This is a genomic window from Pseudomonas sp. MYb60, assembly GCF_002979555.1.
In the GTDB taxonomy this organism is placed as follows: domain Bacteria; phylum Pseudomonadota; class Gammaproteobacteria; order Pseudomonadales; family Pseudomonadaceae; genus Aquipseudomonas.
This window is the reverse complement of the sequence record NZ_PCOZ01000002.1, coordinates 60507-86901: the sequence shown is the minus strand read 5'-3', so window position 1 is coordinate 86901 and position 26395 is coordinate 60507. Positions and strand designations below refer to the sequence as shown.

The window sequence follows — 26395 nt, the reverse complement described above, 5'->3', positions numbered from 1 at the left end:
GGGTCGCAATCTGATGGTGGGGGCGAAGGGGTCAAAATCCGTCGATGCCCGCCACGTGTAAAGTTTCAGCCAGGGCCTGTACTTGCGGGTCGCGGAAAAAAGCGCTGAGGTGCGCCGCGCGTCCCGGGCCAATGCCATCGATGGCCAGCCAGGCCTGGGTGTCTCGAGCGACCAGCGCCTGCCAGTCACCTTCCAGGTTGTTACGTGCCGCAGGCGGAACGCCCAAGGCCTTGAGCCATTGTGCAAAGGGTCGTTGCCGAGCGCTTTGGAGGCTGGCTAGCACTCGATCCCGGCTGCGGTCACCCAAGCCATCAATGGTAGCAAGCTCTGCCGCATCCAGGGTCAACCAATCGAGCAAGCCCGCGATTAGACCGGCCTGGATCAATTCGTTCCAGGTTTCTCGGCCCATATGGGGCAGGGCCAGGCCCTGGTTGCCGCTCAGCCAGGTAAGACGTGCCAGTAGCTGGTCTTCGCAATCGGGGTCCAGTTGCCAGCAACTCAGCGCGTGGAAGTTGCGCGGGTCGGGTTCCTGTACGTCCTGCCGGGTGGAGTTGCGCAGGATGACCTCGTCCAGACGGGGGATCACTTGTCCTGCCAGGCTGATGGACACTTGGTCACCAGGGCGGATGTCCAGCGTTTGCCAGCGCTTCAAGGAGCCGACGCTGACGCGGCTGATCTGGCGGTCGTCCAGCCGCACCGGCGCAAGCTCCAGCATCGGCGTGATACGCCCGGTGCGGCCGATCGTGAACGTCACCTTGCGTACCAGCGCCAGGGCGCTGGCGGCCGGGTACTTCCACGCCGCCGCCCAATACGGCGCGCCGACCTGCCAGCGTGTGGCGGGCGTGCGTGAGGCCTGGTGCAGCACCACCCCGTCGCTGGCGAACGGCAGCGGATGGGTGTACCAATACGTGCGCCAGTGGGCGGCTTCGCTGAGGGTCTGGATGGGCTGGCTGAAACGTTGGCTGTCTGCGAAGCCCCAACCTGCCAGGGTGGCCAGACGCTCGGTGAACCCCCCGGGGCCGTCGGGCCAGGCCCATACGAACAGGCCGATGCCGGCGGCGTCGTGGTCGTCCAGGCGCTTGCGATTCATCAGCCCGGCCACCTTGCCGCGGGCATTGAGCCCGCCGTGTGCCGATTGCACATGATCATCGAGGCGCCAGTACAGCTCGCCTTGCAGCACCAGGTCGATGGCCTCAGGCAACTGCTGGACGATGCCGGGAATCTTGCGCGCCGAGGCGGACCAGTCCTGGCCCAGCAAACCGTCGCCGCGGCTGATCACCTGGCTCAGGCGACCCTGGCGATACACCAGGGTCACGGCCACGCCGTCGACCTTGGGCTGAATCCATACGTCCTGACGGGTGCCCAGCCAGGCCGCGACCGCCGGCTCGTCCAGCAGTTTTTCCAGGCCGGTGTGGGCGACCGGATGAGGCAGGGTACCCCGTGACGTCGCCAGTGGGTTGTCTGGTGCTTCAATGAGGGTTGGCACGCATTCGCGCCAATGCGCCAGGCGTTGGCGGGCCTGGTCGTAGAGTTCGTCGCTGACCGGCGACTGGCCGAGACGGTGGTAGGTGTCGTCCCACTGGCTGATGTGCGCGGCCAGGGTGGCGACTTGCGTGCGGGCCTCGTCGGGGCAGTTTTCAGCCCATGAGAAAGGCGCGAGTGTACTGAGTAAAAGGACCAGGCATAAACGCATCATGAGCATCCTTGCTCGGAAAGGATGCCCAGCCTAAAGGATCCATGCGGCCACAAAAAAGCCCCGGCATGGCGGGGCTTTTTACCGGGTGTTTCGGCTTACTTGAACAGACCGCCCAACGCTTTCACCGCGTCAGGTTTATCGGCCTTGGCCTCCTGGGTGTCGGCCTTGGCCTGGGACTCGGCAAGTTTGTTACAGCCTTTGTTGATCTGGTCTTGTGCGGCTTTATAGGCCTTCACTTTCAACGTGTCTTTCTCGGCCTCGGCTGCATCGATCTTGGCTTGCAGGTCGCTGGCCTGCTTCTGGCAGTCGCCGGCGTTGCCGCCACCCAGTTTGGAGCTCAGGGCACCACTCAATGCGCTCAGGTCGGCCGCGTGGGCTGGCAGGGCAAACAGGCTGAGCAGAAGGGCGGCAGGGGCGAGCGTGGAGATACGCATTAAAAACCTCAATGTTCGATTGCCTGCGCGCTTGTGGCTCCCGGGCTGGCGCAGGGCAATATCCAAGTAGGTGACGGGCCCGAGAGGGCGCGGATTCTAGAGGGCCATCATTTTGCCTGCAAGGTTTGGATCCAAAAAACGTGAAGGTTGTCGCGCAAAAAAACGCGGGCATTAAAAAGCCCTGCCGGGCGGACCCGGCAGGGCTTTGGGTGTTGCGCGCGATTACAGGCCGGCAGCGATACGCAGGTCGTTGGCGCGGTCGGTTTTTTCCCAGGTGAAGGTGGTGAAGGTGTCGTCGCCGACGGTCTTCTGCGCAGGGGTACGGCCGAAGTGGCCGTAGGCTGCGGTTTCCTGGTACATCGGGTGCAGCAGGTCGAGCATGGTGGTGATGGCGTAGGGACGCAGGTCGAACACTTCACGCACCAGTTTCACGATCTTGTCATCGCTGATCTTGCCGGTGCCGAAGGTATTCAGCGAGATCGACGTAGGCTGAGCCACACCGATTGCGTAGGAAACCTGGATCTCGCAACGCTCGGCCAGGCCAGCCGCGACGATGTTCTTGGCCACGTAACGACCGGCGTAGGCGGCCGAACGGTCAACCTTGGACGGGTCTTTGCCCGAGAATGCGCCGCCGCCGTGACGGGCCATGCCGCCGTAGCTGTCGACGATGATCTTGCGGCCAGTCAGGCCGCAGTCGCCCACTGGGCCACCGATGATGAACTGGCCGGTCGGGTTGATGTGGAACTGGGTGTCCTTGCTCAGCAGTTCGGCCGGCAGCACGTGCTTGACGATCAGCTCCATCACGCCTTCACGCAGGTCGGCGTAGGACACGTCCGGGTTGTGCTGGGTCGACAGCACAACGGCGTCGATACCAACGACCTTGCCGCCTTCGTAACGGCAGGTCACCTGGGACTTGGCGTCCGGGCGCAGCCACGGCAACAGGCCGGACTTGCGTGCTTCGGCCTGACGCTGCACCAACTGGTGCGAGAAGGTGATCGGCGCTGGCATCAGCACGTCGGTTTCGTTGCTGGCGTAGCCGAACATCAGGCCCTGGTCGCCGGCGCCCTGGTCTTCCGGCTTGGCGCGGTCCACACCCTGGTTGATGTCGGGGGACTGCTTGCCGATGATGTTCATCACGCCGCAGGTGGCGCCGTCGAAGCCGACGTCGGAGCTGGTGTAGCCGATGTCGGTGATCACGTCACGGACGATCTGCTCCAGGTCAACCCAGGCAGTCGTGGTCACTTCGCCAGCGATGATCGCTACACCGGTTTTCACCAGAGTCTCGCACGCCACGCGGGCGAACTTGTCTTCAGCAATGATGGCGTCCAGCACCGCATCAGAAATCTGGTCGGCGATTTTGTCCGGATGCCCTTCAGACACGGACTCGGAGGTGAAAAGGGAGTATTCGCTCATCTCGATGTTTTCCTGATTTTACCGATGGTGAGTGTCGCCAGCCGGTCGCTGAAAATGGCGGACCTGGATCTGGAAACCATTACGTAAACCTACATAGAGGCTTTCCCCGGGAACGAGTCCCGCAGCGGTGGCCCAACGGGCCAGATCGTCCTGTTCAAAACCCAACCAGAGATCACCGCAGGCCTCCCTGGCCCAATTCTGGTTATGGCTGCATAAATCTGTAACCAACAGGCTACCGCCGGGGTGCAGCAACCCGGCCATGTGTTTGAGGGCGTCGGCAGGGGCGGCGAAATGGTGCAAGACCATGTTCAGCACCACGCAGTCGGCCTGCACAGGCGTGCCATTGAGCGCGTCGGCCAACTGCAGGCGCACGTTGCCCAAGGCTTCGCGCTCGCAGAGCTGGCGCGCCAGTTCGAGCATCGCCGGGCTGTTGTCCAGCGCGATGACCTGATGAAAACGCCGTGCCAGGTCCGGGAGGAAGCCGCCGTCGCCCGGCCCGATTTCCAGGGCCGTGGCCTGATCACTGAAGCTCAGCTTGTCCAGCAGGGCCAATACGCTGTCGCGGTACTGGGCCAGCCCGGCGATCAGGTCCTGCTGGGCGCGAAACTTCTCGGCGACCCGTGCGAAGAAATCCTGGCTTGCCGCCGCACGTTGCCCGTGGACCTGGCCGATGCGCGCTTGCACAGCATTGGGCAGGGCCAGGCCGTCGACTTCTTCAAGCAGCGCGGCGTGCAGCTTGCCGCCCAGCAGCTCGGTGTGGGGCAGGGCGCGGCGATAGAAAATCGCGTTGCCTTCGCGGCGGGTAGCCACCAGGTCGGCCTGGGCCAATACCTTCAAATGGTGGCTCATGCCGGACTGGCCGATGGCGAAGATCTGCGCCAGTTCCAGTACGCCAAACGAGTCGTTGGCCAGTGCGCGCAATACGTTCAAGCGCAACGGATCGCCAGCGGCCTTGCACAAGGCTGCCAGTTCATCGCCGTCGTCGGGACGCAGGGAGGGCACGGGTAAGTTCATAAGGCCAGCAGTCTAGAGACGGGTGGGAGCCATCGCAAGGCCAATATCAAAAAGTTTTGATATTGATCGATAAGTGGCGGTTATAAGCAGCGGCTATAACCTTTAGACGAACTCGTTGGCCTTATCTGCAAGGCATTGCGCCGCAAACGGCAGGAAAAACACCTCCGAGTGACTATCTGTCATTGCCCGCAGGCGGTGGCTGAGGGAAAATGCCGGTCCTTTTTTCCGTTTCTTTTAAGCAACCCCCAGGAGATCAGCGATGCCCAGCCGTCGTGAGCGTGCCAACGCCATTCGTGCCCTCAGCATGGATGCCGTGCAAAAAGCCAACAGCGGCCATCCCGGTGCCCCGATGGGCATGGCGGATATCGCCGAGGTGCTTTGGCGTGACTACCTGAAACACAACCCGACCAATCCATCGTTCGCCGACCGTGACCGCTTCGTGCTGTCCAACGGCCACGGCTCGATGTTGATCTATTCGCTGCTGCACCTGACCGGCTACGACGTCACCATCGACGACCTGAAAAGCTTCCGTCAGTTGCACAGCCGTACCCCGGGCCACCCGGAATTCGGCTACACCCCAGGCGTCGAGACCACCACCGGTCCCCTGGGCCAAGGCCTGGCCAACGCCGTGGGCTTCGCGCTGGCTGAAAAAGTCCTGGGCGCGCAGTTCAACCGTCCTGGCCACGACATCGTCGATCACTACACCTACGTATTCCTGGGTGATGGCTGCATGATGGAAGGCATTTCCCACGAAGTCGCTTCCCTGGCCGGTACCCTGGGCCTGGGCAAGCTGATCGCCTTCTACGATGACAACGGCATCTCCATCGACGGCGAAGTCGAAGGCTGGTTCACCGATGACACCCCGAAGCGTTTCGAAGCCTACAACTGGCAGGTGATCCGCAACGTCGACGGCCACGATCCTGAAGAGATCAAGACCGCCATCGAGACCGCCCGCAAGAGCGCGCAGCCGACCCTGATCTGCTGCAAGACCACCATCGGCTTCGGTTCGCCGAACAAGCAGGGCAAAGAAGACTGCCACGGCGCCCCACTGGGTGACGCGGAAATCGCCCTGACCCGTGAAGCGCTGAAGTGGACCTACGGCCCGTTCGAAATCCCGGCCGACATCTATGCCGAGTGGGATGCCAAGGAAAAAGGCCTGGCCGCCGAAGCCGAGTGGGACCAGCGTTTCGCGGCCTACTCCGCCGAGTTCCCGGAGCTGGCCAACGAGCTGGTCCGTCGTCTGGCCGGTGACCTGCCTGCCGACTTCTCGGAAAAAGCCTCGGCCTACATCGCCGAAGTCGCGGCCAAGGGCGAGACCATCGCCAGCCGTAAAGCCAGCCAGAACACCCTGAACGCCTTCGGCCCGCTGTTGCCGGAAGTGCTGGGCGGCTCGGCTGACCTGGCCGGTTCCAACCTGACCCTGTGGAAAGGCTGCAAAGGCGTCACCGCCGAAGACGCCAGCGGCAACTACATGTACTACGGTGTCCGTGAGTTCGGCATGAGCGCCATCATGAACGGCGTGTCCCTGCACGGCGGCCTGGTGCCTTACGGCGCGACCTTCCTGATGTTCATGGAATACGCACGCAACGCCGTGCGCATGGCCGCGCTGATGAAGAAGCGTGTGATCCATGTCTACACCCACGACTCCATCGGCCTCGGTGAAGACGGCCCGACGCACCAGCCGGTCGAGCAACTGACCAGCCTGCGTACCACGCCGAACCTGGATACCTGGCGCCCAGCCGACGCGGTGGAATCCGCCGTGGCCTGGAAACATGCGATCGAGCGCAAGGACGGCCCTTCGGCGCTGATCTTCTCGCGTCAGAACCTGCAGCACCAAGTGCGCACCGATGCGCAGATCGCCGACATCGCCCGTGGCGGTTACGTGCTCAAAGACTGCGACGGCGAGCCGGAGCTGATCCTGATCTCCACCGGTTCCGAAGTCGGCCTGACCGTTCAGGCCTACGACAAGCTGACCGAGCAAGGCCGCAAGGTGCGTGTGGTGTCGATCCCGTGCACCAGCGTGTTCGAAGCCCAGGACGCCAGCTACAAGCAATCGGTGCTGCCGCTGCAGGTCAGCGCGCGGATTGCCATCGAAGCGGCTCACGCGGACTACTGGTACAAGTACGTGGGCCTGGAAGGCCGCGTGATCGGCATGACCACCTACGGTGAGTCGGCGCCGGCGCCAGCGTTGTTCGAAGAGTTCGGTTTCACCCTGGAAAACATCCTGGGTCAGGCTGAAGAGCTGCTGGAAGACTAAAGCGCGAACGCGGTGGTCAACTGGCCGCCGCATGCCTTGTAGGAGCTGGCTTGCCAGCGATGGCGTCCGTCCAGCCAACATCCCTGTTGAAGCTGATGGCCTCATCGCTGGCAAGCCAGCTCCTACAATGGTTTGTGTCGCCCATAATGCGAGAACCCCATGCCTCAACCCCGTCCCTTCAAAGTTGCACTCAACGGCTACGGCCGCATTGGTCGTTGCGTCTTGCGTGCTCTGTTCGAGCGAGGGGCGGCGGCCGGGTTTGAAATTGTCGCGATCAATGATTTGGCCGACATGGCCAGCATCGAATACCTGACACGCTTTGACTCCACCCACGGCCGGTTCCCCGGCGAAGTGCGGGTCGAGGGCGATTGTCTGCATATCAATGGCAACTGCGTGCACGTGTTGCGCAGTGCCACCCCCGAAGGCATCGACTGGCAGGCACTGGGCGTCGACCTGGTGCTGGAATGTTCCGGTGTCTACCACACCCGTGCCGATGGCCAGCGTTTTCTCGACGCCGGTGCACCGCGTGTGCTGTTTTCCCAACCGATGGCCAGCGAGGCGGACGTCGACGCCACCATCGTCTATGGCATCAACCAGAACTGCCTGACCGGCGATGAGCTGCTGGTGTCCAATGCTTCCTGTACCACCAACTGCAGCGTGCCGCTGTTGCGCCTGCTCGATCAGGCGATCGGCCTGGACTACGTGTCGATCACCACGATTCACTCGGCCATGAACGACCAGCCGGTGATCGACGCCTACCACCACGAAGACCTGCGCCGTACACGCTCGGCGTTCCAGTCCGTGATTCCGGTGTCCACGGGCCTGGCGCGGGGTATCGAGCGACTGTTGCCGGAACTTGCCGGGCGAATCCAGGCCAAAGCGGTACGGGTGCCGACGGTGAACGTGTCCTGCCTGGACATCACCATGCAGACCGTCAGCGACACCGACGCGGTGGAGGTCAACCGGATTTTGCGCGACGCCGCCACCCACGGCCCGCTCAAAGGCCTGCTGGCCTACACCGAGTTGCCGCACGCCAGTTGCGATTTCAACCATGACCCGCATTCGGCGATCGTCGATGCCAGCCAGACCCGCGTATCCGGCCCTCGGCTGGTGAACATCCTGGCCTGGTTCGACAACGAATGGGGTTTTGCCAACCGAATGCTGGATGTTGCGGAACATTATCTGCACATCGCCTCTAAACAACCTCAACAGTAATTCAGGAACTGCGACCCATGACCGTGTTGAAGATGACCGACCTCGATCTGCAAGGTAAGCGCGTACTGATCCGCGAAGACCTCAACGTCCCAGTCAAGGACGGTGTTGTCACCAGCGATGCGCGAATCCTGGCCTCGCTGCCGACCATCAAGCTGGCCCTGGAAAAAGGCGCGGCCGTGATGGTCTGCTCCCACCTGGGTCGTCCGACCGAAGGTGAGTTCTCCGCCGAAAACAGCCTCAAGCCTGTGGCCGATTACCTCAGCAAGGCCCTGGGCCGCGACGTGCCGCTGGTGGCTGACTACCTGGGCGGTGTTGACGTGAAAGCGGGCGACATCGTGCTGTTTGAAAACGTGCGTTTCAACAAAGGCGAGAAAAAGAACAGCGACGAATTGGCCCAGCAATACGCTGCGCTGTGCGACGTGTTCGTGATGGACGCGTTCGGCACCGCCCACCGCGCTGAAGGCTCCACCCATGGCGTAGCCAAGTTCGCCAAGGTTGCCGCCGCTGGCCCGCTGCTGGCCGCTGAACTGGACGCACTGGGCAAGGCCCTGGGTGCTCCGGCCCAACCGATGGCCGCCATCGTGGCCGGTTCCAAGGTGTCCACCAAACTCGACGTGCTCAACAGCCTCAGCCAGATCTGCAACCAGCTGATCGTCGGCGGCGGCATTGCCAACACCTTCCTGGCCGCAGCTGGCCACCCGGTGGGCAAGTCCCTGTACGAACCGGACCTGCTGGACACTGCTCGCGCCATTGCCGCCAAGGTCAGCGTGCCATTGCCGGTGGACGTGGTGGTGGCCAAGGAATTTGCCGAGAGTGCCGAGGCCACCGTCAAGCTGATCGCTGATGTGGCGGCGGACGACATGATCCTCGACATTGGCCCGCAAACTGCAGCCAACTTCGCCGAACTGCTGAAGGCCTCCCAGACCATCCTGTGGAACGGCCCGGTCGGCGTGTTTGAATTCGACCAGTTCGGCAACGGCACCAAAGTGCTGGCCAAGGCCATCGCTGACAGCTCGGCGTTCTCCATCGCCGGCGGTGGCGACACCCTGGCAGCCATCGATAAATATGGCGTGGCTGATCAGATCTCCTACATTTCTACCGGTGGCGGCGCGTTCCTCGAGTTCGTCGAGGGCAAAGTGCTGCCCGCCGTTGAAGTGTTGGAAAGCCGAGCCAAGGGCTGAGGCTCGCGATGATCAGGAAAAGGAGCATTCCCATGATCAAGTCGTTGGCACTGGTGATTGCAGCGGGCCTGCTGGCCGGCTGCGGCAGCACGCCAAGCGCGACGCCGGAACCTGGAAAGCCTGGGGTGCAGCAGAAAAAAAGCTGCTATCAGGCTGACTGGCAAGCCGAGACCATGCCGGTGATCAACAAGCGCATCGGCAATGAGCGGCTGGAGAAATACGACGCCGCGCCCAACGGTCAGGAACAGGGTTGCCCTTGACGGGTCTGATCAACTGGCGGCCACGGGCCGCCTCACGAGGATTGGCAATGAAAGGCGTTTTCGCCCTGGCTGCATTGGCTCTGTTGGCCGGTTGCAGCAGCATGAACATGTTTAGTCGCCAGGCAGAGCCTGCCGACAAGTGGACCACCTGGACCTGCGACAGCAAGGCCGAGGTCAACTGGCGCTTTGCCAACCCGGCCAAATCGGAGGTGGATGTGCGCCTCGGCGGTTCCGACCAGGTTTACCGGCTTAAGCAAGAGGTGGCCGCCTCCGGTGTGCTGTACGCCAACGACCAATTGGCGTTTCACACAAAAGGCGAGGAAGGCCTGGTTTACTGGGTGGCCACCGACGACCTGATTGGCCGTGGCTGCAAAGCCCAGTGAGACGAACACGATCTCGAGATAAACGAGATCCAAATGTGGGAGAGGGCTTGCTCCCGATAGCGGTCTGTCAGACACCTGTGTACTGGCTGATTCACTGTCATCGGGGGCAAGCCCCCTCCCACATGAAATCGGGCTCCAAAGTGACATAAGTTTTGAGCCGGATACTGCAATAACGATTCAGCAAGCCAGGTAAGCATCACCTGGCTTGCAATAACTTGAATAGCAGCCGCCGCTACGGCAGGCTTGCACGATTAACGACCCTCGACCGGGAGAGACAACACAATGGCACTTATCAGCATGCGTCAAATGCTGGACCACGCAGCCGAGTTCGGCTACGGCGTTCCAGCCTTTAACGTCAACAACCTTGAGCAGATGCGCGCCATCATGGAAGCCGCTGACAAGACCGACTCCCCCGTGATCGTTCAGGCTTCGGCCGGTGCCCGCAAATACGCTGGCGCCCCTTTCCTGCGTCACCTGATCCTCGCGGCAATCGAAGAATTCCCGCACATCCCGGTGTGCATGCACCAGGACCACGGTACCAGCCCTGACGTGTGCCAGCGCTCCATCCAACTGGGCTTCAGCTCGGTGATGATGGACGGCTCCCTCGGCGAAGACGGCAAGACGCCGACCGACTACGAGTACAACGTCCGCGTAACCCAGCAAACTGTCGCCCTGGCGCACGCCTGCGGCGTGTCGGTTGAAGGCGAACTGGGCTGCCTGGGCTCGCTGGAAACCGGTATGGCCGGTGAAGAAGACGGTATCGGCGCAGAAGGCGTGCTCGACCACAGCCAGATGCTGACCGACCCTGAAGAAGCCGCCGACTTCGTCAAGAAGACCCAGGTTGACGCACTGGCCATCGCCATCGGCACCAGCCACGGCGCCTACAAGTTCACCAAGCCACCGACCGGCGACGTGCTGGCCATCGACCGCATCAAGGAAATCCACAAGCGCATCCCCAACACTCACCTGGTGATGCACGGTTCTTCCTCGGTACCGCAAGAGTGGCTGGCGATCATCAACCAGTACGGCGGCGACATCAAAGAAACCTACGGCGTACCGGTTGAAGAAATCGTCGAAGGCATCAAGCACGGCGTGCGCAAGGTCAACATCGACACCGACCTGCGCCTGGCGTCCACCGGCGCAATGCGTCGCCTGATGGCCACCAACCCAAGCGAATTCGACCCGCGTAAATTCTTCGGCGCCACCGTAACGGCCATGCGCGACGTGTGCATCGCGCGTTACGAAGCGTTCGGCACTGCCGGTAACGGTTCGAAGATCAAGCCGATCTCGCTGGAAGCGATGTACCAGCGCTACCTGAAAGGTGAGTTGAACGCCAAGGTCAACTAAGGCCCTGGCTGTTCAAACAAGAAGCCCGCAGAGATGCGGGCTTTTTTGTGTGTGGGGTTTGATCAGGCGGCGTTGGGCGTATCAAAACCTCGGTGTTCAATCGCGGGCAAGCCCTACACGATGTTCAATCGTGATCAATATCCAACTTGGCAAACGTCACCCGCGCGCCTTCCTTGGTATTCCCGCTGTTGTCCTGCACATACGCCCCGGCCTTGAAATACAGCGGTTTGGCGCCCCACGCCGCGCCGATGCGCTCGTTCCATTCGCCGTCCGCGGCATAGACGCTCAGCAGCCCGGCTTTGTTGAGGTTGATGACATAGGTGAAGCGCTTCTCCAGCGGCACATTGGAGGCGACGATGATCACCCGGCTTTCACTGTCGTCGGGGCGCATGCGGACCTTGGCGACGAGGTTGCCGGTCTGGGTTTTTTCCTTGAACTGATACTCGAGCTTGATCAACGGTTTCTGGCTGTCGTAGGCGTGGATCTGGCCGATCACGATCTTGCCGGTGGACGGCACTTGATTGACCGCCAGGGTCGCCCGCAGAAAGTTGTCTGCGTCCGGATACGTCCAATTGCGCAGGCGACCATCTGCGTAGGTTTCGCGCAATTCGCTGCGCGGGTAAATGGCGTTTTCGGTGCGGGTGCCGGTGACGGGGGTCCAGAACTGTACGTCGCTGCCTTCGGCCTGGAAGTATTGGTCGTTGAAGCCGCTCAGCAGCCTGGGGGTGTCGATGGTTGCCGGGGGCGAGCCAACGGGGATGCTCAGGTTCCAGGTGGAAAGGTCGATCATGGCAGGTGCCTTTTTTACAGAAGGTGAAGGCTTTGGCCCGTGGGCCAGACAGGTTCTTTATAGGGGGTGTTAACTGTCTTGTTAAATATTTGCTGGCAATTTCTTGGCGCCAAATGAATGTCAAAAAGCCATGTTGCCCGTGAATCGTGGGCTGTAGAGACTGACCGTTAGTCGGCTTCCTGAAGTTTGGCGTGATGATGGCATCGACGTGACTTCTGATTTTCAAGAAGCAGGGCTAGAGTGTTGCCTCAGAGTTTGGCCGGATTTTCTCCCAAAAGTGACCGGTAACTCCCAAGGAAGAGACGTAGCATGGAATGCGCTCCACACAACGGCGATGGCAGATCGGTTCTTCTGGTGGTTGATGACTACCCGGAAAACCTGCTCAGCATGCGCGCGCTTTTGCAGCGCGAAGACTGGCACGTGGTCACCGCCGGCTCAGGGCTGGAGGCCCTCGACCTGCTGCTCCAGCATGAAGTCGACCTGGTTCTGCTGGACGTGAAGATGCCCGGCATGGACGGCTTTGAAGTGGCCCGACTGATGCGCGGCAGCCAACGCACGCGAATGACGCCAATCATTTTTCTCAGTGCCAACGCCCAATCGCCCGCTGCCGTGCTGGAAGGCTATGCCAGCGGCGCCATCGATTACCTGTTCAAGCCCTTCGACCCGCATATTCTCAAGCCCAAGGTCCAGGCATTGCTGGAGCATCAGCGCAATCGCCGAGCCTTGCAGCGCTTGAGCCATGACCTGGAGTCGGCCCGCGCCTTCAACGCTTCGGTGCTGGACAACGCGGCCGAAGGCATCCTGGTGGTGGGCGAAGATGGGGTGATCCAGTACGCCAACCCAGCAATCTCGCGCCTGCTCAATGCCACGACGGACGAGTTGCAGGGTCAGGAATTCCTCGGTTTCCTGCAGAAGCCCCACGTGCCGGTGTGGCTGGATTCACAGATGTACGCGAGTTACCGCCAGACTGAAACCTGGCGCCTGCATGACGCGATCTTGCGCACCGGGCGTGGCCAGCAGGTCCCGGTGGCCTTGTCCTGTGCTCCTTTGCCGTCCGAGCAGAAGGCGATGGTGGTGACCGTGCTGGACATGTCCGAAGTGCGCCACCTGCATCAGCAACTGGAGTTCCAGGCGGTCACCGACCCATTGACGGGCTTGCTCAATCGACGCGGGTTCTACCAGGCGGTGGAGAACACTTTGCTGCGCAGCGAGCGGGGTGAGCAGTCTTGGGTGCTGCTGTATCTGGACCTGGATGGCTTCAAACGGGTCAACGATTCCCTGGGGCATGACGCCGGTGACCGGGTGTTGCGGTGGGTCTCGGACCAATTGCAGGGTTGTCTGGGCTCGGGTGACATTCTCGGGCGCATGGGCGGCGATGAATTCACTGCGTTGCTGGAGCTGGAATTCCCGGAGCAGGCAGCGAAGATTTCGGAAAAACTGATCGAACGCGTGTCGGTTTGCCAGCAGGTAGACGGTCTGGATGTGGTGCTCGGCGTCAGCATCGGCATCGCCACCTTTCCCGATTGCGGCGCGGATTTGAACGGTTTGCTGCGCGCAGCTGACATCGCCATGTACGAAGCCAAGCGCGCCGGCCGTCAGCAGTATCGCTATTACGACCAGGAAATGAACGGCCGCGCCCGTTCACGTCTGATGCTCGAAGACAGCGTGCGCACGGCGATCCAGAACAAGGATTTCACGCTCGTGTACCAGCCACAGATCGCCCTGGACGACGGCAGCCTGCGCGGCGTCGAGGCGCTGTTGCGCTGGCAGCACCCCAGTGTGGGGGACGTGCCGCCGGGGTTGTTCTTGCCGTTGCTGGAGGAAGCGCGGCTGATCAGCCAGTTGAGCACCTGGATCTACCAGCAGGCCGCGGCTCAGCGGCAGGCATGGTGTGGCACCTTTGATGAAGATTGGGTGTTGAGCGTGAGCCTGAGCAGCAACCAGTTCACGATGCCCAACCTCGTCTACCAACTGCAGCAGGTGCTTGAGCGACATGGGTTGCAGGGGCGCCAGTTGGAAGTGGAGATCAGCGAAGACAGCCTGATGAGCAACCTGGAAGAGTCCGCCAAGCAGCTCAAGCTGTTGCGCGAGATCGGCGTGCGGATTGCCCTGGATGACTTTGGTTCGGGCAACTGCTCCCTCGCTCATCTGCGTGACCTGGCGTTCGACACGCTCAAGCTCGACCCGCAACTGGTGGCACGCCTGCCGGGCTCGCCAAGGGACGCAGCGATGGCGCGCAGCATCATCGAATTGTGCGGGCATTTTGAGGTTCAGGTAGTGGCCGAGGGTGTGCAAACACCCGAGCAGGCCCAGTGGCTCAAGGCCAATGGTTGCGCGTTCATCCAGGGGCCGTTGGCGTCATCGCCGCTGACCGCCGAGGAAATGGGCGACTGGGCCCGCGCCCGGGTGCGTTGAATTCGCTACACTGGCGCCCATCCAAACCCTGTTGCAGACCCCATGACCGCGCTGAAATACCTCCAGGCCTATCCCGCTGCCCTTCAGGAACAAGTGCGCCAACTGATCGCCAAGGACCAGTTGGGTGCCTACCTGGAGCAGCGCTACCCCGAACGCCACGCCGTGCAGAGTGACAAGGCGCTGTATGCCTATGCCCTGGCCCTGAAGCAGGAGCACCTGCGCAATGCGCCGGCCATCGACAAAGTGCTGTTCGACAACCGCCTGGACTTGACCCACCGCGCCCTCGGCCTGCACACCACGATCTCGCGGGTGCAGGGTGGCAACCTCAAGTCCAAGAAAGAGATCCGCATTGCGGCGCTGTTCAAGGAAGCCGCACCGCAATTTCTGCGCATGATCGTGGTGCACGAACTGGCGCACTTCAAGGAGTCGGACCACAACAAGGCGTTCTACAAACTCTGCGAATACATGATGCCGGGCTACCATCAGGTGGAATTCGACCTGCGGGTGTACCTCACGTATCGCGACCTGCAGGGCAAACCCTGATCGCACAAGGCCAATGACCATGGATGTGAGCAAGACCAAGAGCAGCTTCTACCGCCGACTGTACGTGGCCTACCTGATCGACAGCGGCCAGGCCAGCAGCGTGCCGGCGCTGACCGACGCCACCGGCATGCCCCGGCGCACGGCGCAGGACACGATTGCGGCGTTGGCTGACCTGGATATCGTCTGTGAGTTCGAGCAAGAGGACGGTGCCCGCAACCATGCCGGGCATTATCAGATTCGCAATTGGGGGGCGATTGATCGGAGGTGGATCGAGGCAAACCTGGCGTCGATCAAGCAGGTGTTGGGGTACCCCTGAACGGGGTGGGTGCCAGCCGCCTCCCACTTTTGATGGGTAAACGCATCGAGTGTGGGAGGGGGCTTGCCCCCGATGACGGTCTCAAGCCCGACGCATACCGATGTGTGGAATATCGTCTTCCAGGTATTCCTCGCCCTCAACCGTAAACCCATACCGCCCGTAATAGCCTTGCAGATGCGCCTGGGCTGACAGGAATATCGGCGTCTCTGGCCAGATGTCTGCAATCTGCCGCAGCGTTTCTTCCATCATCTGATGCCCCAGCCCGGTGCCGCGCGCAGCCGGAGCGACGATCACGCGGCCAACTACCACGTCACCGCCCTGGGTGTCCGGGTCCAGCAGGCGCAGGTAAGCCACCAGTTCGTCGCCTTGCCAGGCCATCAGGTGGTGGGTATCGCCTGCCAGGTCTTGGCCGTCGATGTCCTGGTAGACGCATTTCTGCTCGACGACAAACACCTCGCCGCGCAAGCGCAGGATGGCATAGAGCTGTTCCTTGCCCAGGTCCGTGTGGTGTTTGCAGACCCATTCAACTGTCATGGTGTGTTCTCTTCTGAATGCCGGTGCTGGATAGTAAGCCCGGCCGGTGCTGGTGTCTAAAGTGGTAAATTGTGTGACTGAAGTCAATTTGCCATCATTGGCTGCAGGCACCGCCCGATTCTTTGTGTAATCTGGACTACTGTTAGAGCCTCGGTGCCCGCCAAGGATATTAAGCATGCCGCGATTTGCTCGTGCCGTTGCTTTGATTGGAGTGTTGCTGCTGTCCCAGCCTGCCCTTGCACAGCGCTTGCGCCTGGTCGCGGATGCATGGCCACCGTTTACCGATGCCACCCTGGTCAACGGTGGCCTGGCCACCGACATTGTCAGCACCGCCCTGGCCCGCGCGGGCTATGCCAGTGATTTCGAGCAGGTGCCCTGGGCCCGTGCGCTGATGGGCGTGGGCGACGGGCGTTATGACGTGCTGGTCAATGCCTGGTTCGATGACGCGCGCACCCAGCTGGGGCAATTTTCCGGCGAGTACCTGCTCAATCGCGTGCGCTTCATCAAGCGCCGCGACGACCCCATCGAGTTTCAGAACCTGCAGCAACTGCACGAATACCCCATCGCCGTGGTGCGCGGCTATGTGTACTCGCCACCGTTCGATGCCGACACGCAGTTGCAGAAAGTCCCGGTGCACAGCTTCGCCATGGCCGTGCGCATGCTGGCGGCGCAGCGGGTGCGGCTGACGGTGGAGGATGAATACGTGGCGCGTTATTACCTGGCGCGGGAATCACCCCACGTGCGCAATGCGGTCGAGTTCCTGCCCAAGCCGTTGAGCGAGAACAGCCTGCACATTCTGGTGAGCCTCAAGAACCCGGAGCATGCGCAGATTGTGGCCGGCTTTGATCGGGAGATTGGCCGGATGAAGGCGGATGGCAGTTATGCGCGGTTGCTGAAACAGCACGGTTTGTAGCGGTCTTGCGGGCCTCATCGCGGGCAAGCCCCCTCCTACAATTAGACAGTGTTCACACATCCAGAATGGGGGAGGGTGCTTGCCCCCGATAGCGATCTATCCAGCGCTGGTATCTTTGATCAGATGGGCCGCCAACGTCCGTAACGGCCCCAGCTGCCGGCAAATCAACGCCAACTGCGTCTGCACCAGGCGCTGCCCCTCATCGATCTCATCGGGCATCTGCTCCAGGTCCGCTGCCAACGCTTCCTCGGCATCACTCTGGATCGCGATCGACTGTTTGTTCGCCAAGCCGCTGGCGATCTCGTCGATACTCGCCGCCAACGTGTTGCCCGCGCCGTCGATCAAGTGCTCGCGCACTTCGGCCGGCAGTTGGGTATCGCGGTGTGCGCCGAGCCCGGACAAGTAGCTGAGCAAGGTGTGCGACAGCACCAGGAAGCGGAAGCCCACATCGGCCTCCTTACGGAAGTGCCCCGGCTCCATCAGCATGTTCGCCAGGGTGGTCGACAGCGCTGCATCGGCGTTGTGCGCATTGCGCCGGGCGAGGCGGTAGGCCAGGTCGTCGCTCTTGCCGGCGGCGTATTGCTGCATGATCTGGCGCAGGTAGATGCTGTTGCAGGTCAGGGTATTGGCCAGCACCTTGTTCAGGCGTCGGCCTTGCCAGTCCGGCAGGAACAGGAACACCGCCAGGCCGGCAATCAGGCTGCCCAGCAAGGTATCGAACAGGCGTGGCAGGAATAGCCCGTAGCCATCGCCGACCTGATTGAAGCAGAACAGCACCATCAGGGTGATGGCGGCCGTGGCCAGGGTGTAGCGGGTGGTACGGTTGATAAAGAACACCATGCCGGCGGCGATGGCGAACATCGACTGCACCAGCGGGCTCGGGAACAGGTCGAACAACGCCCACGCCACGGTGAGGCCAATCGCCGTGCCGATGATCCGCTGGCCGAGCTTGCGGCGGGTGGCGCCGTAGTTGGGCTGGCACACGAACAGCGTGGTCAGGATGATCCAGTAGCCCTGGGACGCGTGAATCGCATGCAAGGTGGCGTAGCCGACGGTCAGCGCCAGGGACAGGCGCAAGGCGTGGCGGAACAGCAGCGAGGTTGGCGTCAGTTGGGTCCGCAGGCGCGACCACATTTCCCTGAGGTTGCGCGGGGCGCGGTCCAGCAGGTTGCTGTCGGTGGCATCGGCCAGGCTGTCGGGGTTGCTGGCGTCACCCAGCAGGCGGTCGAGGGTCGACAGGTTGGCCGCCAGGGCGCGCAACGAACGCAGCAGGCCCCGCCACGCCGGGTTGCTCTGGATGCGCAGGTGTTCCAGGGACGCGTTCAGGTCACCCAGGGCTTCGGCAAAACTGTCGTCATAGATGAACGGCTGGCGCAGTTGGATCGACTCGGCCAGCGCCTGGCAGGCCTTGCCTTGCTGGCGCAGCAGGCGCTGGCAGCGGAACAGCACGTCGCTGTGGAAGAACGCGTCGGCGAGGGCGTTGTAGGGGTAGTGGGACGAACTGGCCCGCTCGTGGATGTCCTGCGCCAGGAAGTACAGCTTGAGGTAGCGGCTGACCTTCGAGCCTGGCCGGCCATTGCCCACGCGGTGCAGGATGATTTCCTTCGCGGCGTTCAGCGCGGCGACCACCCGGCCGTTTTGCTGGGCCAGTTCCAGGCGGCGCGCTTCCACGTCCAACTGGCGGATCGGCTCGAACAGCGAGGATTTAAGCTTGAGGTAGCGCCCCAACTCCCGGAACAACCGCGCCAGACTCTGTTGCACCGGCTGGTTGGAAAACAGCGCCTGCCACAGCACCGACAGCACGCCGTACCAGGCGGCGCCGGCTACCAGCAGCAGCGGTTCGTGCCAGAAATCGCTGACCGCGCCGCCGCGCTGGTCCACGCCGATCATGGTGTACACCGACAGGATCAGGGTCGCCGAGGCAATCGCCCCATAACGTTCGCCGAGGGCGCCGAGCATGGTCAGGCAGAAGGTGGCCAGGGCCAGGGAGATCGCAAAGATCCAGGGGTAGGGAAACAGCAGTTCCACCGACAATGCGGCAATGCTGAAACACACCAGCGTCACCGCCAGGGCGTTGAGGCGGCCTTGCCAACTGTCATCGGTCTCGGCCAGCGCGCTGGCGATAATCCCCAGGAACAGCGGGATCAGCAGGGTCATCTCATCCTGATACCAGCACAGCGCCATGCTGCCGGTGAGGGCGATGAACACCCGAATGCTGTAGCTGAACTTGTCCAGCGCCCAGAGGCGGCGCAGGGACTGCTTGAACGAGGTCGATGACATGAAGGCTGGAGTCTTCCGGGACGATGCCGCTAAATTGAGCTATCAAGGACGCCACGGCAAGGGTGGTGATCACATCAATTCGCAAAATATCGCCCAGATACACCCCAAACCAACTGTGGGAGGGGGCGTGCCCTCTCCCACATTTTGACCGGGTGCATCCTTCAGTCAGGCATATTGCGCGGCCGCGTAGCCTGAGGCCCACGCCCACTGGAAGTTGAAGCCGCCCAGGTGACCGGTCACATCCAGCACCTCGCCGATAAAGTACAAGCCCGGGCTTTTCAGCGACTCCATGGTCTTGGACGACACTTCTCGCGTGTCCACTCCGCCCAGCGTCACCTCTGCCGTGCGATAGCCCTCGGTCCCCGCCGGCACCAATTGCCAGTTGCCCAGCTTGGAAGCGATGTCGGCGATTTCGGCATGGGTGTACTGCTTCATCGGCTTGGACGCGAACCAGGTGTCCGCCAGCAGATTGGCCATCTTCTTGGTGAAGATCTCACCCAGCAGGGTTTTCAACTCGCTGTTGGGGCGTTCGGCCTGTTGCTGTTGCAGCCATTCGTGGGCGTCATGGTCGGGCAGCAGGTTGATCTCCACCGTGTCGCCGGATTCCCAATACGACGAAATCTGCAAGATCGCCGGCCCGCTCAGGCCGCGATGGGTAAACAGGATGTTCTCGCGAAAGCTCTGGCCGTTGCAGCTCACCAGGCAATCCACCGAAGTGCCGGACAGTTCGCCGCACAAATCCTTGAGCTGGTCGGTGATGGTGAACGGCACCAGCCCGGCGCGGGTTGGCAGCAGTTCATGGCCGAATTGCCTGGCCACTTGATAGCCAAATCCGGTGGCACCCAGGGTTGGGATCGACAGGCCGCCGGTGGCGATCACCAGGGATTCACAGCGCAGTTCACCCAAGGTGGTCTGCAGCTGGTAGCCGCCATCGACTTTGGCGATTTCCTGGATCGAGGTGTCCAGGTGCAGGCTCACACCGCTCTGGATGCACTCGTCGAGCAGCATCCCAAGAATGTCGCTGGACTTGTTGTCGCAGAACAGCTGGCCGAGTTTCTTCTCGTGGTACGGCACGCCGTGCTTGGCCACCAGCCCGATAAAGTCCCACTGGGTATAGCGGGCCAGGGCGGATTTGCAGAAGTGCGCGTTGTGCGACAGGAAGTTGGCCGGCTCGGTGTACATATTGGTGAAATTGCAGCGGCCACCGCCGGACATCAGGATCTTCTTGCCGGCCTTGTTCGCGTGGTCGATCAACATCACCTTGCGCCCACGCCCGGCAGCAGTCAGTGCGCACATCAAGCCTGCGGCGCCGGCGCCAATGATCACAACTTCGGTCGAGCGCAAAACGGTGTCCTCACAAAAATATTGATCTGAAATGCAATCAAATGTGGGAGGGGGCTTGCCCCCGATAGCAGTGTGTCAGTCAGTACACCTGTTACTGATACACCGCTATCGGGGGCAAGCCCCCTCCCACATGGGATCTCCGATGAATTGGAGATCGTGTTACAGGATACGTACCCGCAACGACCGGCCTTTGATCTTGCCGTCGTTCAAGCGCTGCAGCGCCTGCTTGGCGATGCCACGCTCAACCGCCACAAACGCCTGGAAGTCGAAGATCGCAATCTTGCCGACCTGGGCGCCCGGAATTCCGGCTTCACCCGTCAGTGCGCCGAGGATGTCACCCGGGCGAACCTTGTCCTTGCGGCCAGCCGCGATGCACAGGGTGCTCATCTGCGGCAGCAGCGGGCCGCCACCTTGTGGCTTGAGGTTGTCCAGTTGGTCCCAGTTCAGCGGGGTCTTCTGCAACTGCTCGATCGCCTGGGCGCGGTGCGCTTCGGACGGTGCGACCAGGCTGATCGCCAAGCCGGTCTCGCCGGCACGGCCGGTACGGCCCACGCGGTGGATGTGGATTTCCGAGTCGCGGGCCAATTCGACGTTGATCACCATGTCCAGCGAGTCGATGTCGAGGCCGCGGGCCGCCACGTCGGTCGCTACCAGCACCGACGTACTGCGGTTGGCAAACATCGCCAGCACCTGGTCACGGTCGCGCTGTTCCAGATCGCCATGCAGGCCGACGGCGGAAATGCCTTTGGCGGTCAGGTGATCGACGGTTTCCTGCACTTGCTGCTTGGTAAAGCAGAACGCCACGCAGGAGGCCGGGCGGAAGTGCGCCAGTACTTTGGTCACTGCGGCCATGCGCTCGTCCGGCGAGATCTCGTAGAAACGCTGCTCGATCTGGTCGTCGGAGTGGAACGCTTCGGCCTTCACCTGCTGCGGCGCACGCATGAATTTGGACGCCAGCTGCTTGATGCTCACCGGGTAGGTGGCCGAGAACAGCAGGGTCTGGCGGCGTGGCGGGGTCTTGCTGATGATGTCTTCGATAGCGTCGTAGAAGCCCATGTCGAGCATGCGGTCGGCTTCGTCGAGGATCAGCGTGTTCAAGCCATCCAGCACCAGCGAACCCTTGCGCAGGTGCTGCTGGATGCGGCCCGGGGTGCCGACGATGACGTGCGCGCCGTGTTCCAGCGAGGCGATCTGCGGGCCAAGGGACACGCCGCCGCACAGGGTCAGTACCTTGATGTTGTCTTCGGCACGGGCCAGGCGACGGATTTCCTTGGCGACCTGGTCAGCCAGCTCACGGGTCGGGCACATCACCAGGGCCTGGCAGCCGAAGTAACGCGGGTTGATCGGGTTCAACAGGCCGATGCCGAAGGCGGCAGTCTTGCCGCTGCCGGTCTTGGCCTGGGCGATCAGGTCCAGCCCCTTGAGGATCACCGGCAAGCTTTGCGCCTGGATCTGCGTCATCTCGACATAACCCAGCGAGTCGAGGTTAGCCAGCATGGCGGCGGACAGGGGCAAAGTATTAAAAGCGGTGGCGATGGTAGTCACGGGACTGGCTCTGCAAAACAAAATGTTGCGCAGTGTACCAGTCTCGCAGGACTTTCCTTGCAAGTTCTAGACGGGAAGCCGCCTCAGTGCTCGATATCGTGCTCGCGGCTGACCACCCGTTTGCCGTCTTTTGGCGACAATTGCAGGAAGATCGCTGCCGCCAGCATGGCCATGATGCCCACGGTAAGAAACGTCAGCTGGAACGCGCCGAGGATGCTTTCCACGCCATCGTTGCCGGTTTGCGCAGTGAACCCGCCCAGCAGCGCACCAGCGCAGGCCACCCCGAGGCTCAAGGACAATTGCGCCACCACCGACAGCAAACTGTTGCCGCTGCTGGCCTGGGCGTCGTCCAGGTCGATGAGGGTCACGGTGTTCATCGCCGTAAATTGCAGGGAGTTGATCGCCCCCAGCACCGCGAGCATGCCCAGCAGCAGCGGGTAGGGCGTGTGCTCCGTGACCAGCCCCATGCTGGCCAGCATGAGGCCCAGGGCCAAGGTGTTGCCGGTGAGCACGACGCGATAGCCGAGGCGCTCGATCAACGGCCTTGCCACGGACTTGGCAAACATCGCCGCCGCCGCCAGCGGCAGCATGCTCATCCCGGCTTCCGACGGTGAATAGCCCAGCGCCACCTGCAACAGCAGCGGCACCAGGAACGGCAATGCGCCGCTGCCCAAGCGCGCGAACAGGTTGCCGAGGATGCCCACGGCAAAGGTGCGGGTCTTGAACAGCACCGGCGAAAACAGCGGGTTATCGATATGCCCGGCCCGCAGCCAGTACGCCGCGAGACACGCCAACCCGCCAAACAGCAGCAACATCACCCGCAGGTGCGGCAGATGCAACTCGCCCAGGCCTTCCATGGCGATGGTGATCAGCACCATCGCCGCGCCAAACAGCAGGAAGCCGACGCTGTCAAATCGCGTGCGCTCGCTGCCGCGCAGGTCGGGGATGAGTTTCCACACGGCGTAGCAACCGACCATGCCCACCGGCAGGTTGATCAGGAAGATCCAGTGCCAGGTCAGGTATTGCACCATCCAGCCGCCCATGGTCGGGCCGAGCAGCGGGCCGAGCAGGCCGGGGATGGTGATGAAGCCCATGATGCGCACCAGCTCCGAACGCGGGTAGGCGCGCAGTACCACCAGTCGCCCGACCGGCAGCATCAACGCACCGCCCAGGCCCTGCACCACCCGCGCGCCGATCAGCATGCTCAGGCTGCTGGACAGCGCACACAGCAGCGACCCGATGCTGAACAGCATGATCGCGCCGAAAAAGATTTTCTTGGTGCCGAAGCGGTCGGCGATCCAGCCCGACGCCGGGATCAGCAGGGCGACGGTGAGCATGTAGGCAATCACCACGCCTTGCATGCGCAGCGGGTTTTCCGCGAGGTCTCGGGCCATGGCCGGCAATGCGGTGTTGAGGATCGTCCCGTCCAGCGACTGCATGAAGAAGGCAATCGCCACCACCCAAGGGAGCCAGCGGGCGGTTTTGGCATCGAGCGGGACGCGATTCGGCATGGAAACCCTTTTGGTTAGCAGGCTATGTGTTGGCGATTATGCGCCAACCGCCGTGCCTTTTCCCACCAGGTAATCCAGCAATTCACGGTGCACCGCGTCGGCGGCGGCAGTGCCCAACGTGTCTTGGGAGGGGGCAAGCTCCCTCCCACATTGGATTTAGAGTTAGAGGGTCAGTGTCAGGCGTTTGATCAGGGCGCCGGGGAGCAGATTGGACGAGGTATTGCGCTGCCCATACGTACTGGCCGACAGCAGCAACTCCCGCTCCGCCGTCAGCGCTTCGAGCTGCGAACCCAGCAGGCTGTACACGCTGTCATCAAAGCGCATCGTGCTGACTGGCGCTTTGATCACGCCATCCTCCACCCAGAATGTGGCAAACCGCGTCATGCCGGTGAGGCGTGCGGCTGGCAGGTCGGAGTAGTTCAGGTACCACAGGTTGCTGATGTACAGCCCGGTGCCCAACTGCTTGAGGATATCGGCCTGGGCCAGGCTGCCTGCGGCCATCTGCAGCGCGCTCGGCGCTTCGTCACTGCTGGCGCCGTTGGTGCTCAAGCCGTATTCGGCGGCGCTGCGGGAGTTGATCAACTCGCCCGCTGCCTTGCCCGCGTCGATCAGCGTGACGTCGCCGCGTGGGTAACCTTCGCCGGAAAACGCTTCGCTCAGCGAGCCGCTGACCTGCTCGCTGACCGTTACCAAGGGGCTCAGGGACTGCTCGCCGGCATACAGTTTTTGCAGCGAACTGCCTTTGCTCGCGATGGCTTGGGCGGAAAATCCGCCCCACGTGATGATGCTGATGATTTCTTCCATTGCCGCCGGGGCGAGGTAGGCGCGGTACTGCCCCGGCGCCAATGGGTGCAGCGCACGGCCGAGGAACTCCAGCTGCTCGCGGGCCTGCTGGAAACGCGTGGCGAATTCGGCGCTGTCCCACGTGCTCCCGGCGTAGCTGGCCTTGACCGCTTCGCCGTTGGCGTGGAACAGGCTGAAATCAAAGTTGAAGCTGTTGGCCTGGTGCCAGCCAAACGCCCCCGACGAACTGGCAAACCCACGGCTGATCGGCCCGGCGGCGTAGAAGCCGACCAGGTCCACGCCAGCGGCGGCCTGGCTGATGTCTTCGAGTACTCGGGACAGTTCCGGCAGCGGCTGCGCCTGTTCGTTGTTGCTCTGCCAGGCGTTGTGATTGAGCAGCAGGTACGGGTCCTGGGGCAGCAGCGGCAAGGTTTCGCGCAACTGTTGCAGGCCGTCGGCCAGGCGCTGGCGGTCCAGTTCCGGCTCGCCGGCCAGGGTGATGCTCAGGTCGGCGTGGCGCCCTTCGTTGATCAGCTTGAGGGTGAGGCTGGCCTGCTGCACCTGCCCGGCCTGGCGCACCCGGGCGTGGTTGAAGCGCACGAATTCCGATGATTCCGCCGCATAGCCCAGGTGAAATTGTTCACTGTCGGTGATGGCCTGCTTGAGCCACTCCACCAATGCCTTGAAGGTGTTCATCAGGCATCTCCCCCGAATACATCCACGTTGCTGAACACACAGGCCGGCGACGCATGGCCGACCCGGATCACTTGGTTGGGTTCGCCTTTGCCGCAGTTTGGCGTGCCCAGTACCTTGAAGGTGCTGGCATCGCCGACCGCGCTGAGGTTGCGCCAGAACTGCGCGGAAATAGCCCGGTAGTTGGGGTTCTTGACCACGCCTTTGAGCTCGCCGTTCTCGATCAACTGGCCCCATTCGCAGCCGAACTGGAACTTGTTGCGCGCATCGTCGATGGACCACGAACGGTTGGTGGACATCAGGACGCCGCGTTCGATGCCGCCAATCAGTTGATCGAGGCGTTTGTCGCCGGCCTCGATATTCAGGTTGGCCATGCGGTCGATGGGCGCGCGGTTCCAACTGCTGGCACGGCTGTTGGCCACGCCGCTCATGCCCGAACGAAACTGCGACAACGCCCCGCCCAGCGGCTTGAGCAGCCGCCCTTCGCGGATCAGGAATTGCTTGCTGGCGGCGGTGCCATCGTCGTCATGGCTGTAGCTGGCGAGCTGCTCCGGGATCTCCGGGTCGAAGGTCACGTTGAGCAGCGGCGAGCCGTATTGCAGGTGGCCAAAGTCGCTGGCCTTCACGAAGCTGGTGCCGGCGTAGTTGCGTTCGTCACCGAGGATGCGGTCCAGCTCCAGGGGATGGCCGATGGACTCGTGGATCTGCAGGATCATCTGGTCGGGCATCAGCAACAGGTCGCGCGGGCCGTTCGGGGTATTTGGCGCGAGCAGCAGTTGCAGGGCTTCGTCGGCAACGCGCGGCGCGGCACCGGCCAGGCCGAAACGGCTGAGCACATCGAAACCGCCTTGCTGGCCGAAATTGCTGCCGCCCAGGGTGCGGGTCTGGCTGTCGTTGCCGTCGTAGGCCGTGACATTGACACCGGGGAACACAAAGCGCTGGGCCTGGCGCAGTTCTGCGCCGGCGGTGTTGAAGTAGATTTGCTCGACGTGGGTCAGGCCCAGGCTGACTTCCCAGTTCACCAGGCGCTCGTCCTTGGGCACGGCGGCCGATTCGCTGCCGAGCAACTGGTAGCAGTCGCTCAAGGACGGGAAGGGCTGCTCGAGGTTGGGCGACAGGTAATCGGCCACATCGCTGGAAACGGGCTGGTCGCGCAGGTCGAGGAGGGCGTGGGGCAAGATCTGCCGGGCTTGCTGCTCGGCGCGCTCGAGGGCGGCTTGCAGGCCGGCAAGGGAAATATCGTGGGTCGCGGCGTAGGCTTCCACACCGTTGAGGCGCACGGTGAGCATGGCGCCTTCGTCGTGGCTCAGGTGCGGCGGTTCGGCGACGTTCTTGCGTACGGCCAGGTGTTGGCCGGATTCGCGCACGTAGCGCAGGGAGAAGAATTCGGCGCGGGTGCGCAGGGCACTGAAGTGCTGTTTGAGGATGGAGTGTTTATCGAACATGGGGCCTTCCTTGTGGGCGGCTCGTCGCGGGCAGGCGGACAGAGTAGCTGATCAAGGAGGGATTTTGCATTGACTGCTCGGGC

General features: G+C 62.3%; 22 protein-coding genes. 10 read left to right on the top strand and 12 right to left on the bottom strand.

Annotation, left to right across the window (positions count from 1 at the left end):
• Positions 1-31 precede the first annotated feature (31 nt).
• The 4 genes from ligB to CQ041_RS03080 all read right to left on the bottom strand — a co-directional run bounded on the left by ligB (position 32) and on the right by CQ041_RS03080 (position 4557).
• Entirely contained in the window at positions 32-1696 is a 1665-nt protein-coding gene (gene ligB / locus CQ041_RS03095) for an NAD-dependent DNA ligase LigB (RefSeq protein WP_105521046.1), read from the bottom strand.
• A 95-nt stretch (positions 1697-1791) separates the two neighbouring features.
• On the bottom strand, positions 1792-2130 hold the full coding sequence (locus tag CQ041_RS03090) for a hypothetical protein (RefSeq protein WP_105521045.1): 339 nt from the start codon (positions 2128-2130) through the stop codon (positions 1792-1794).
• Between the two features lie 222 nt (positions 2131-2352).
• Positions 2353-3543, bottom strand: coding sequence for a methionine adenosyltransferase (metK, locus tag CQ041_RS03085; RefSeq protein ID WP_105521044.1), 1191 nt, complete (start codon positions 3541-3543; stop codon positions 2353-2355).
• Positions 3544-3561: 18 nt separating this feature from the next.
• Positions 3562-4557 carry a metalloregulator ArsR/SmtB family transcription factor gene (locus tag CQ041_RS03080; RefSeq protein ID WP_105521043.1) on the bottom strand — a complete coding sequence of 332 codons (996 nt, stop codon included), beginning with the start codon at positions 4555-4557 and terminating at the stop codon, positions 3562-3564.
• Between the two features lie 259 nt (positions 4558-4816).
• Between CQ041_RS03080 and tkt the strand changes: the two genes are divergently transcribed.
• The 6 genes from tkt (at position 4817) to fba (ending at position 11200) form a co-directional block, all read left to right on the top strand.
• Complete coding sequence (gene tkt, locus CQ041_RS03075) at positions 4817-6814, top strand: transketolase (protein WP_105521042.1); 1998 nt, start codon at positions 4817-4819, stop codon at positions 6812-6814.
• A gap of 159 nt (positions 6815-6973) precedes the next feature.
• Entirely contained in the window at positions 6974-8029 is a 1056-nt protein-coding gene (epd, locus tag CQ041_RS03070; protein WP_105521041.1) for an erythrose-4-phosphate dehydrogenase, read from the top strand.
• A 17-nt stretch (positions 8030-8046) separates the two neighbouring features.
• Positions 8047-9210: a phosphoglycerate kinase gene (locus tag CQ041_RS03065; protein ID WP_105521040.1), complete on the top strand. Its 1164-nt coding sequence runs from the start codon at positions 8047-8049 to the stop codon at positions 9208-9210.
• Between the two features lie 32 nt (positions 9211-9242).
• Complete coding sequence (locus CQ041_RS03060) at positions 9243-9470, top strand: hypothetical protein (RefSeq protein WP_105521039.1); 228 nt, start codon at positions 9243-9245, stop codon at positions 9468-9470.
• A gap of 47 nt (positions 9471-9517) precedes the next feature.
• Complete coding sequence (locus CQ041_RS03055) at positions 9518-9853, top strand: MliC family protein (RefSeq protein ID WP_105521038.1); 336 nt, start codon at positions 9518-9520, stop codon at positions 9851-9853.
• A 282-nt stretch (positions 9854-10135) separates the two neighbouring features.
• Entirely contained in the window at positions 10136-11200 is a 1065-nt protein-coding gene (gene fba / locus CQ041_RS03050) for a class II fructose-bisphosphate aldolase (RefSeq protein ID WP_032884050.1), read from the top strand.
• A 124-nt stretch (positions 11201-11324) separates the two neighbouring features.
• On the opposite strand, the gene CQ041_RS03045 is transcribed toward fba, so the two are convergent.
• Entirely contained in the window at positions 11325-11990 is a 666-nt protein-coding gene (locus CQ041_RS03045; RefSeq protein ID WP_105521037.1) for a polysaccharide lyase family 7 protein, read from the bottom strand.
• A 309-nt stretch (positions 11991-12299) separates the two neighbouring features.
• Between CQ041_RS03045 and CQ041_RS03040 the strand changes: the two genes are divergently transcribed.
• The 3 genes from CQ041_RS03040 to CQ041_RS03030 are packed head-to-tail and all read left to right on the top strand — an operon-like array spanning position 12300 to position 15264.
• Positions 12300-14405: a bifunctional diguanylate cyclase/phosphodiesterase gene (locus CQ041_RS03040; RefSeq protein WP_105521036.1), complete on the top strand. Its 2106-nt coding sequence runs from the start codon at positions 12300-12302 to the stop codon at positions 14403-14405.
• A gap of 42 nt (positions 14406-14447) precedes the next feature.
• Complete coding sequence (locus CQ041_RS03035; protein ID WP_069077183.1) at positions 14448-14948, top strand: M48 family metallopeptidase; 501 nt, start codon at positions 14448-14450, stop codon at positions 14946-14948.
• Between the two features lie 19 nt (positions 14949-14967).
• On the top strand, positions 14968-15264 hold the full coding sequence (locus CQ041_RS03030) for a helix-turn-helix domain-containing protein (RefSeq protein WP_105521035.1): 297 nt from the start codon (positions 14968-14970) through the stop codon (positions 15262-15264).
• Positions 15265-15345: 81 nt separating this feature from the next.
• Here the strand turns inward: CQ041_RS03030 and CQ041_RS03025 are convergent, their stop codons facing one another.
• On the bottom strand, positions 15346-15798 hold the full coding sequence (locus CQ041_RS03025; RefSeq protein ID WP_105521034.1) for a GNAT family N-acetyltransferase: 453 nt from the start codon (positions 15796-15798) through the stop codon (positions 15346-15348).
• Between the two features lie 175 nt (positions 15799-15973).
• Between CQ041_RS03025 and CQ041_RS03020 the strand changes: the two genes are divergently transcribed.
• Positions 15974-16711, top strand: coding sequence for an ABC transporter substrate-binding protein (locus CQ041_RS03020; protein ID WP_105521033.1), 738 nt, complete (start codon positions 15974-15976; stop codon positions 16709-16711).
• Between the two features lie 96 nt (positions 16712-16807).
• On the opposite strand, the gene yccS is transcribed toward CQ041_RS03020, so the two are convergent.
• From yccS to CQ041_RS02990, 6 genes are all read right to left on the bottom strand, one after another.
• On the bottom strand, positions 16808-18991 hold the full coding sequence (gene yccS / locus CQ041_RS03015; RefSeq protein WP_105521032.1) for a YccS family putative transporter: 2184 nt from the start codon (positions 18989-18991) through the stop codon (positions 16808-16810).
• 165 nt (positions 18992-19156) lie between these two features.
• Entirely contained in the window at positions 19157-20335 is a 1179-nt protein-coding gene (locus CQ041_RS03010) for an NAD(P)/FAD-dependent oxidoreductase (RefSeq protein ID WP_105521031.1), read from the bottom strand.
• 159 nt (positions 20336-20494) lie between these two features.
• A complete protein-coding gene (gene dbpA, locus CQ041_RS03005; protein WP_231501150.1) occupies positions 20495-21832 on the bottom strand; it encodes an ATP-dependent RNA helicase DbpA in 1338 nt (445 codons plus the stop codon).
• A gap of 131 nt (positions 21833-21963) precedes the next feature.
• A complete protein-coding gene (gene mdtD, locus CQ041_RS03000; protein WP_105521029.1) occupies positions 21964-23391 on the bottom strand; it encodes a multidrug transporter subunit MdtD in 1428 nt (475 codons plus the stop codon).
• A 162-nt stretch (positions 23392-23553) separates the two neighbouring features.
• Complete coding sequence (locus CQ041_RS02995; RefSeq protein WP_105521028.1) at positions 23554-24870, bottom strand: TldD/PmbA family protein; 1317 nt, start codon at positions 24868-24870, stop codon at positions 23554-23556.
• Complete coding sequence (locus CQ041_RS02990; RefSeq protein ID WP_105521027.1) at positions 24870-26312, bottom strand: TldD/PmbA family protein; 1443 nt, start codon at positions 26310-26312, stop codon at positions 24870-24872. The genes CQ041_RS02995 and CQ041_RS02990 overlap by 1 nt, the downstream gene beginning before the upstream one ends.
• Between the last annotated feature and the right edge of the window lie 83 nt (positions 26313-26395).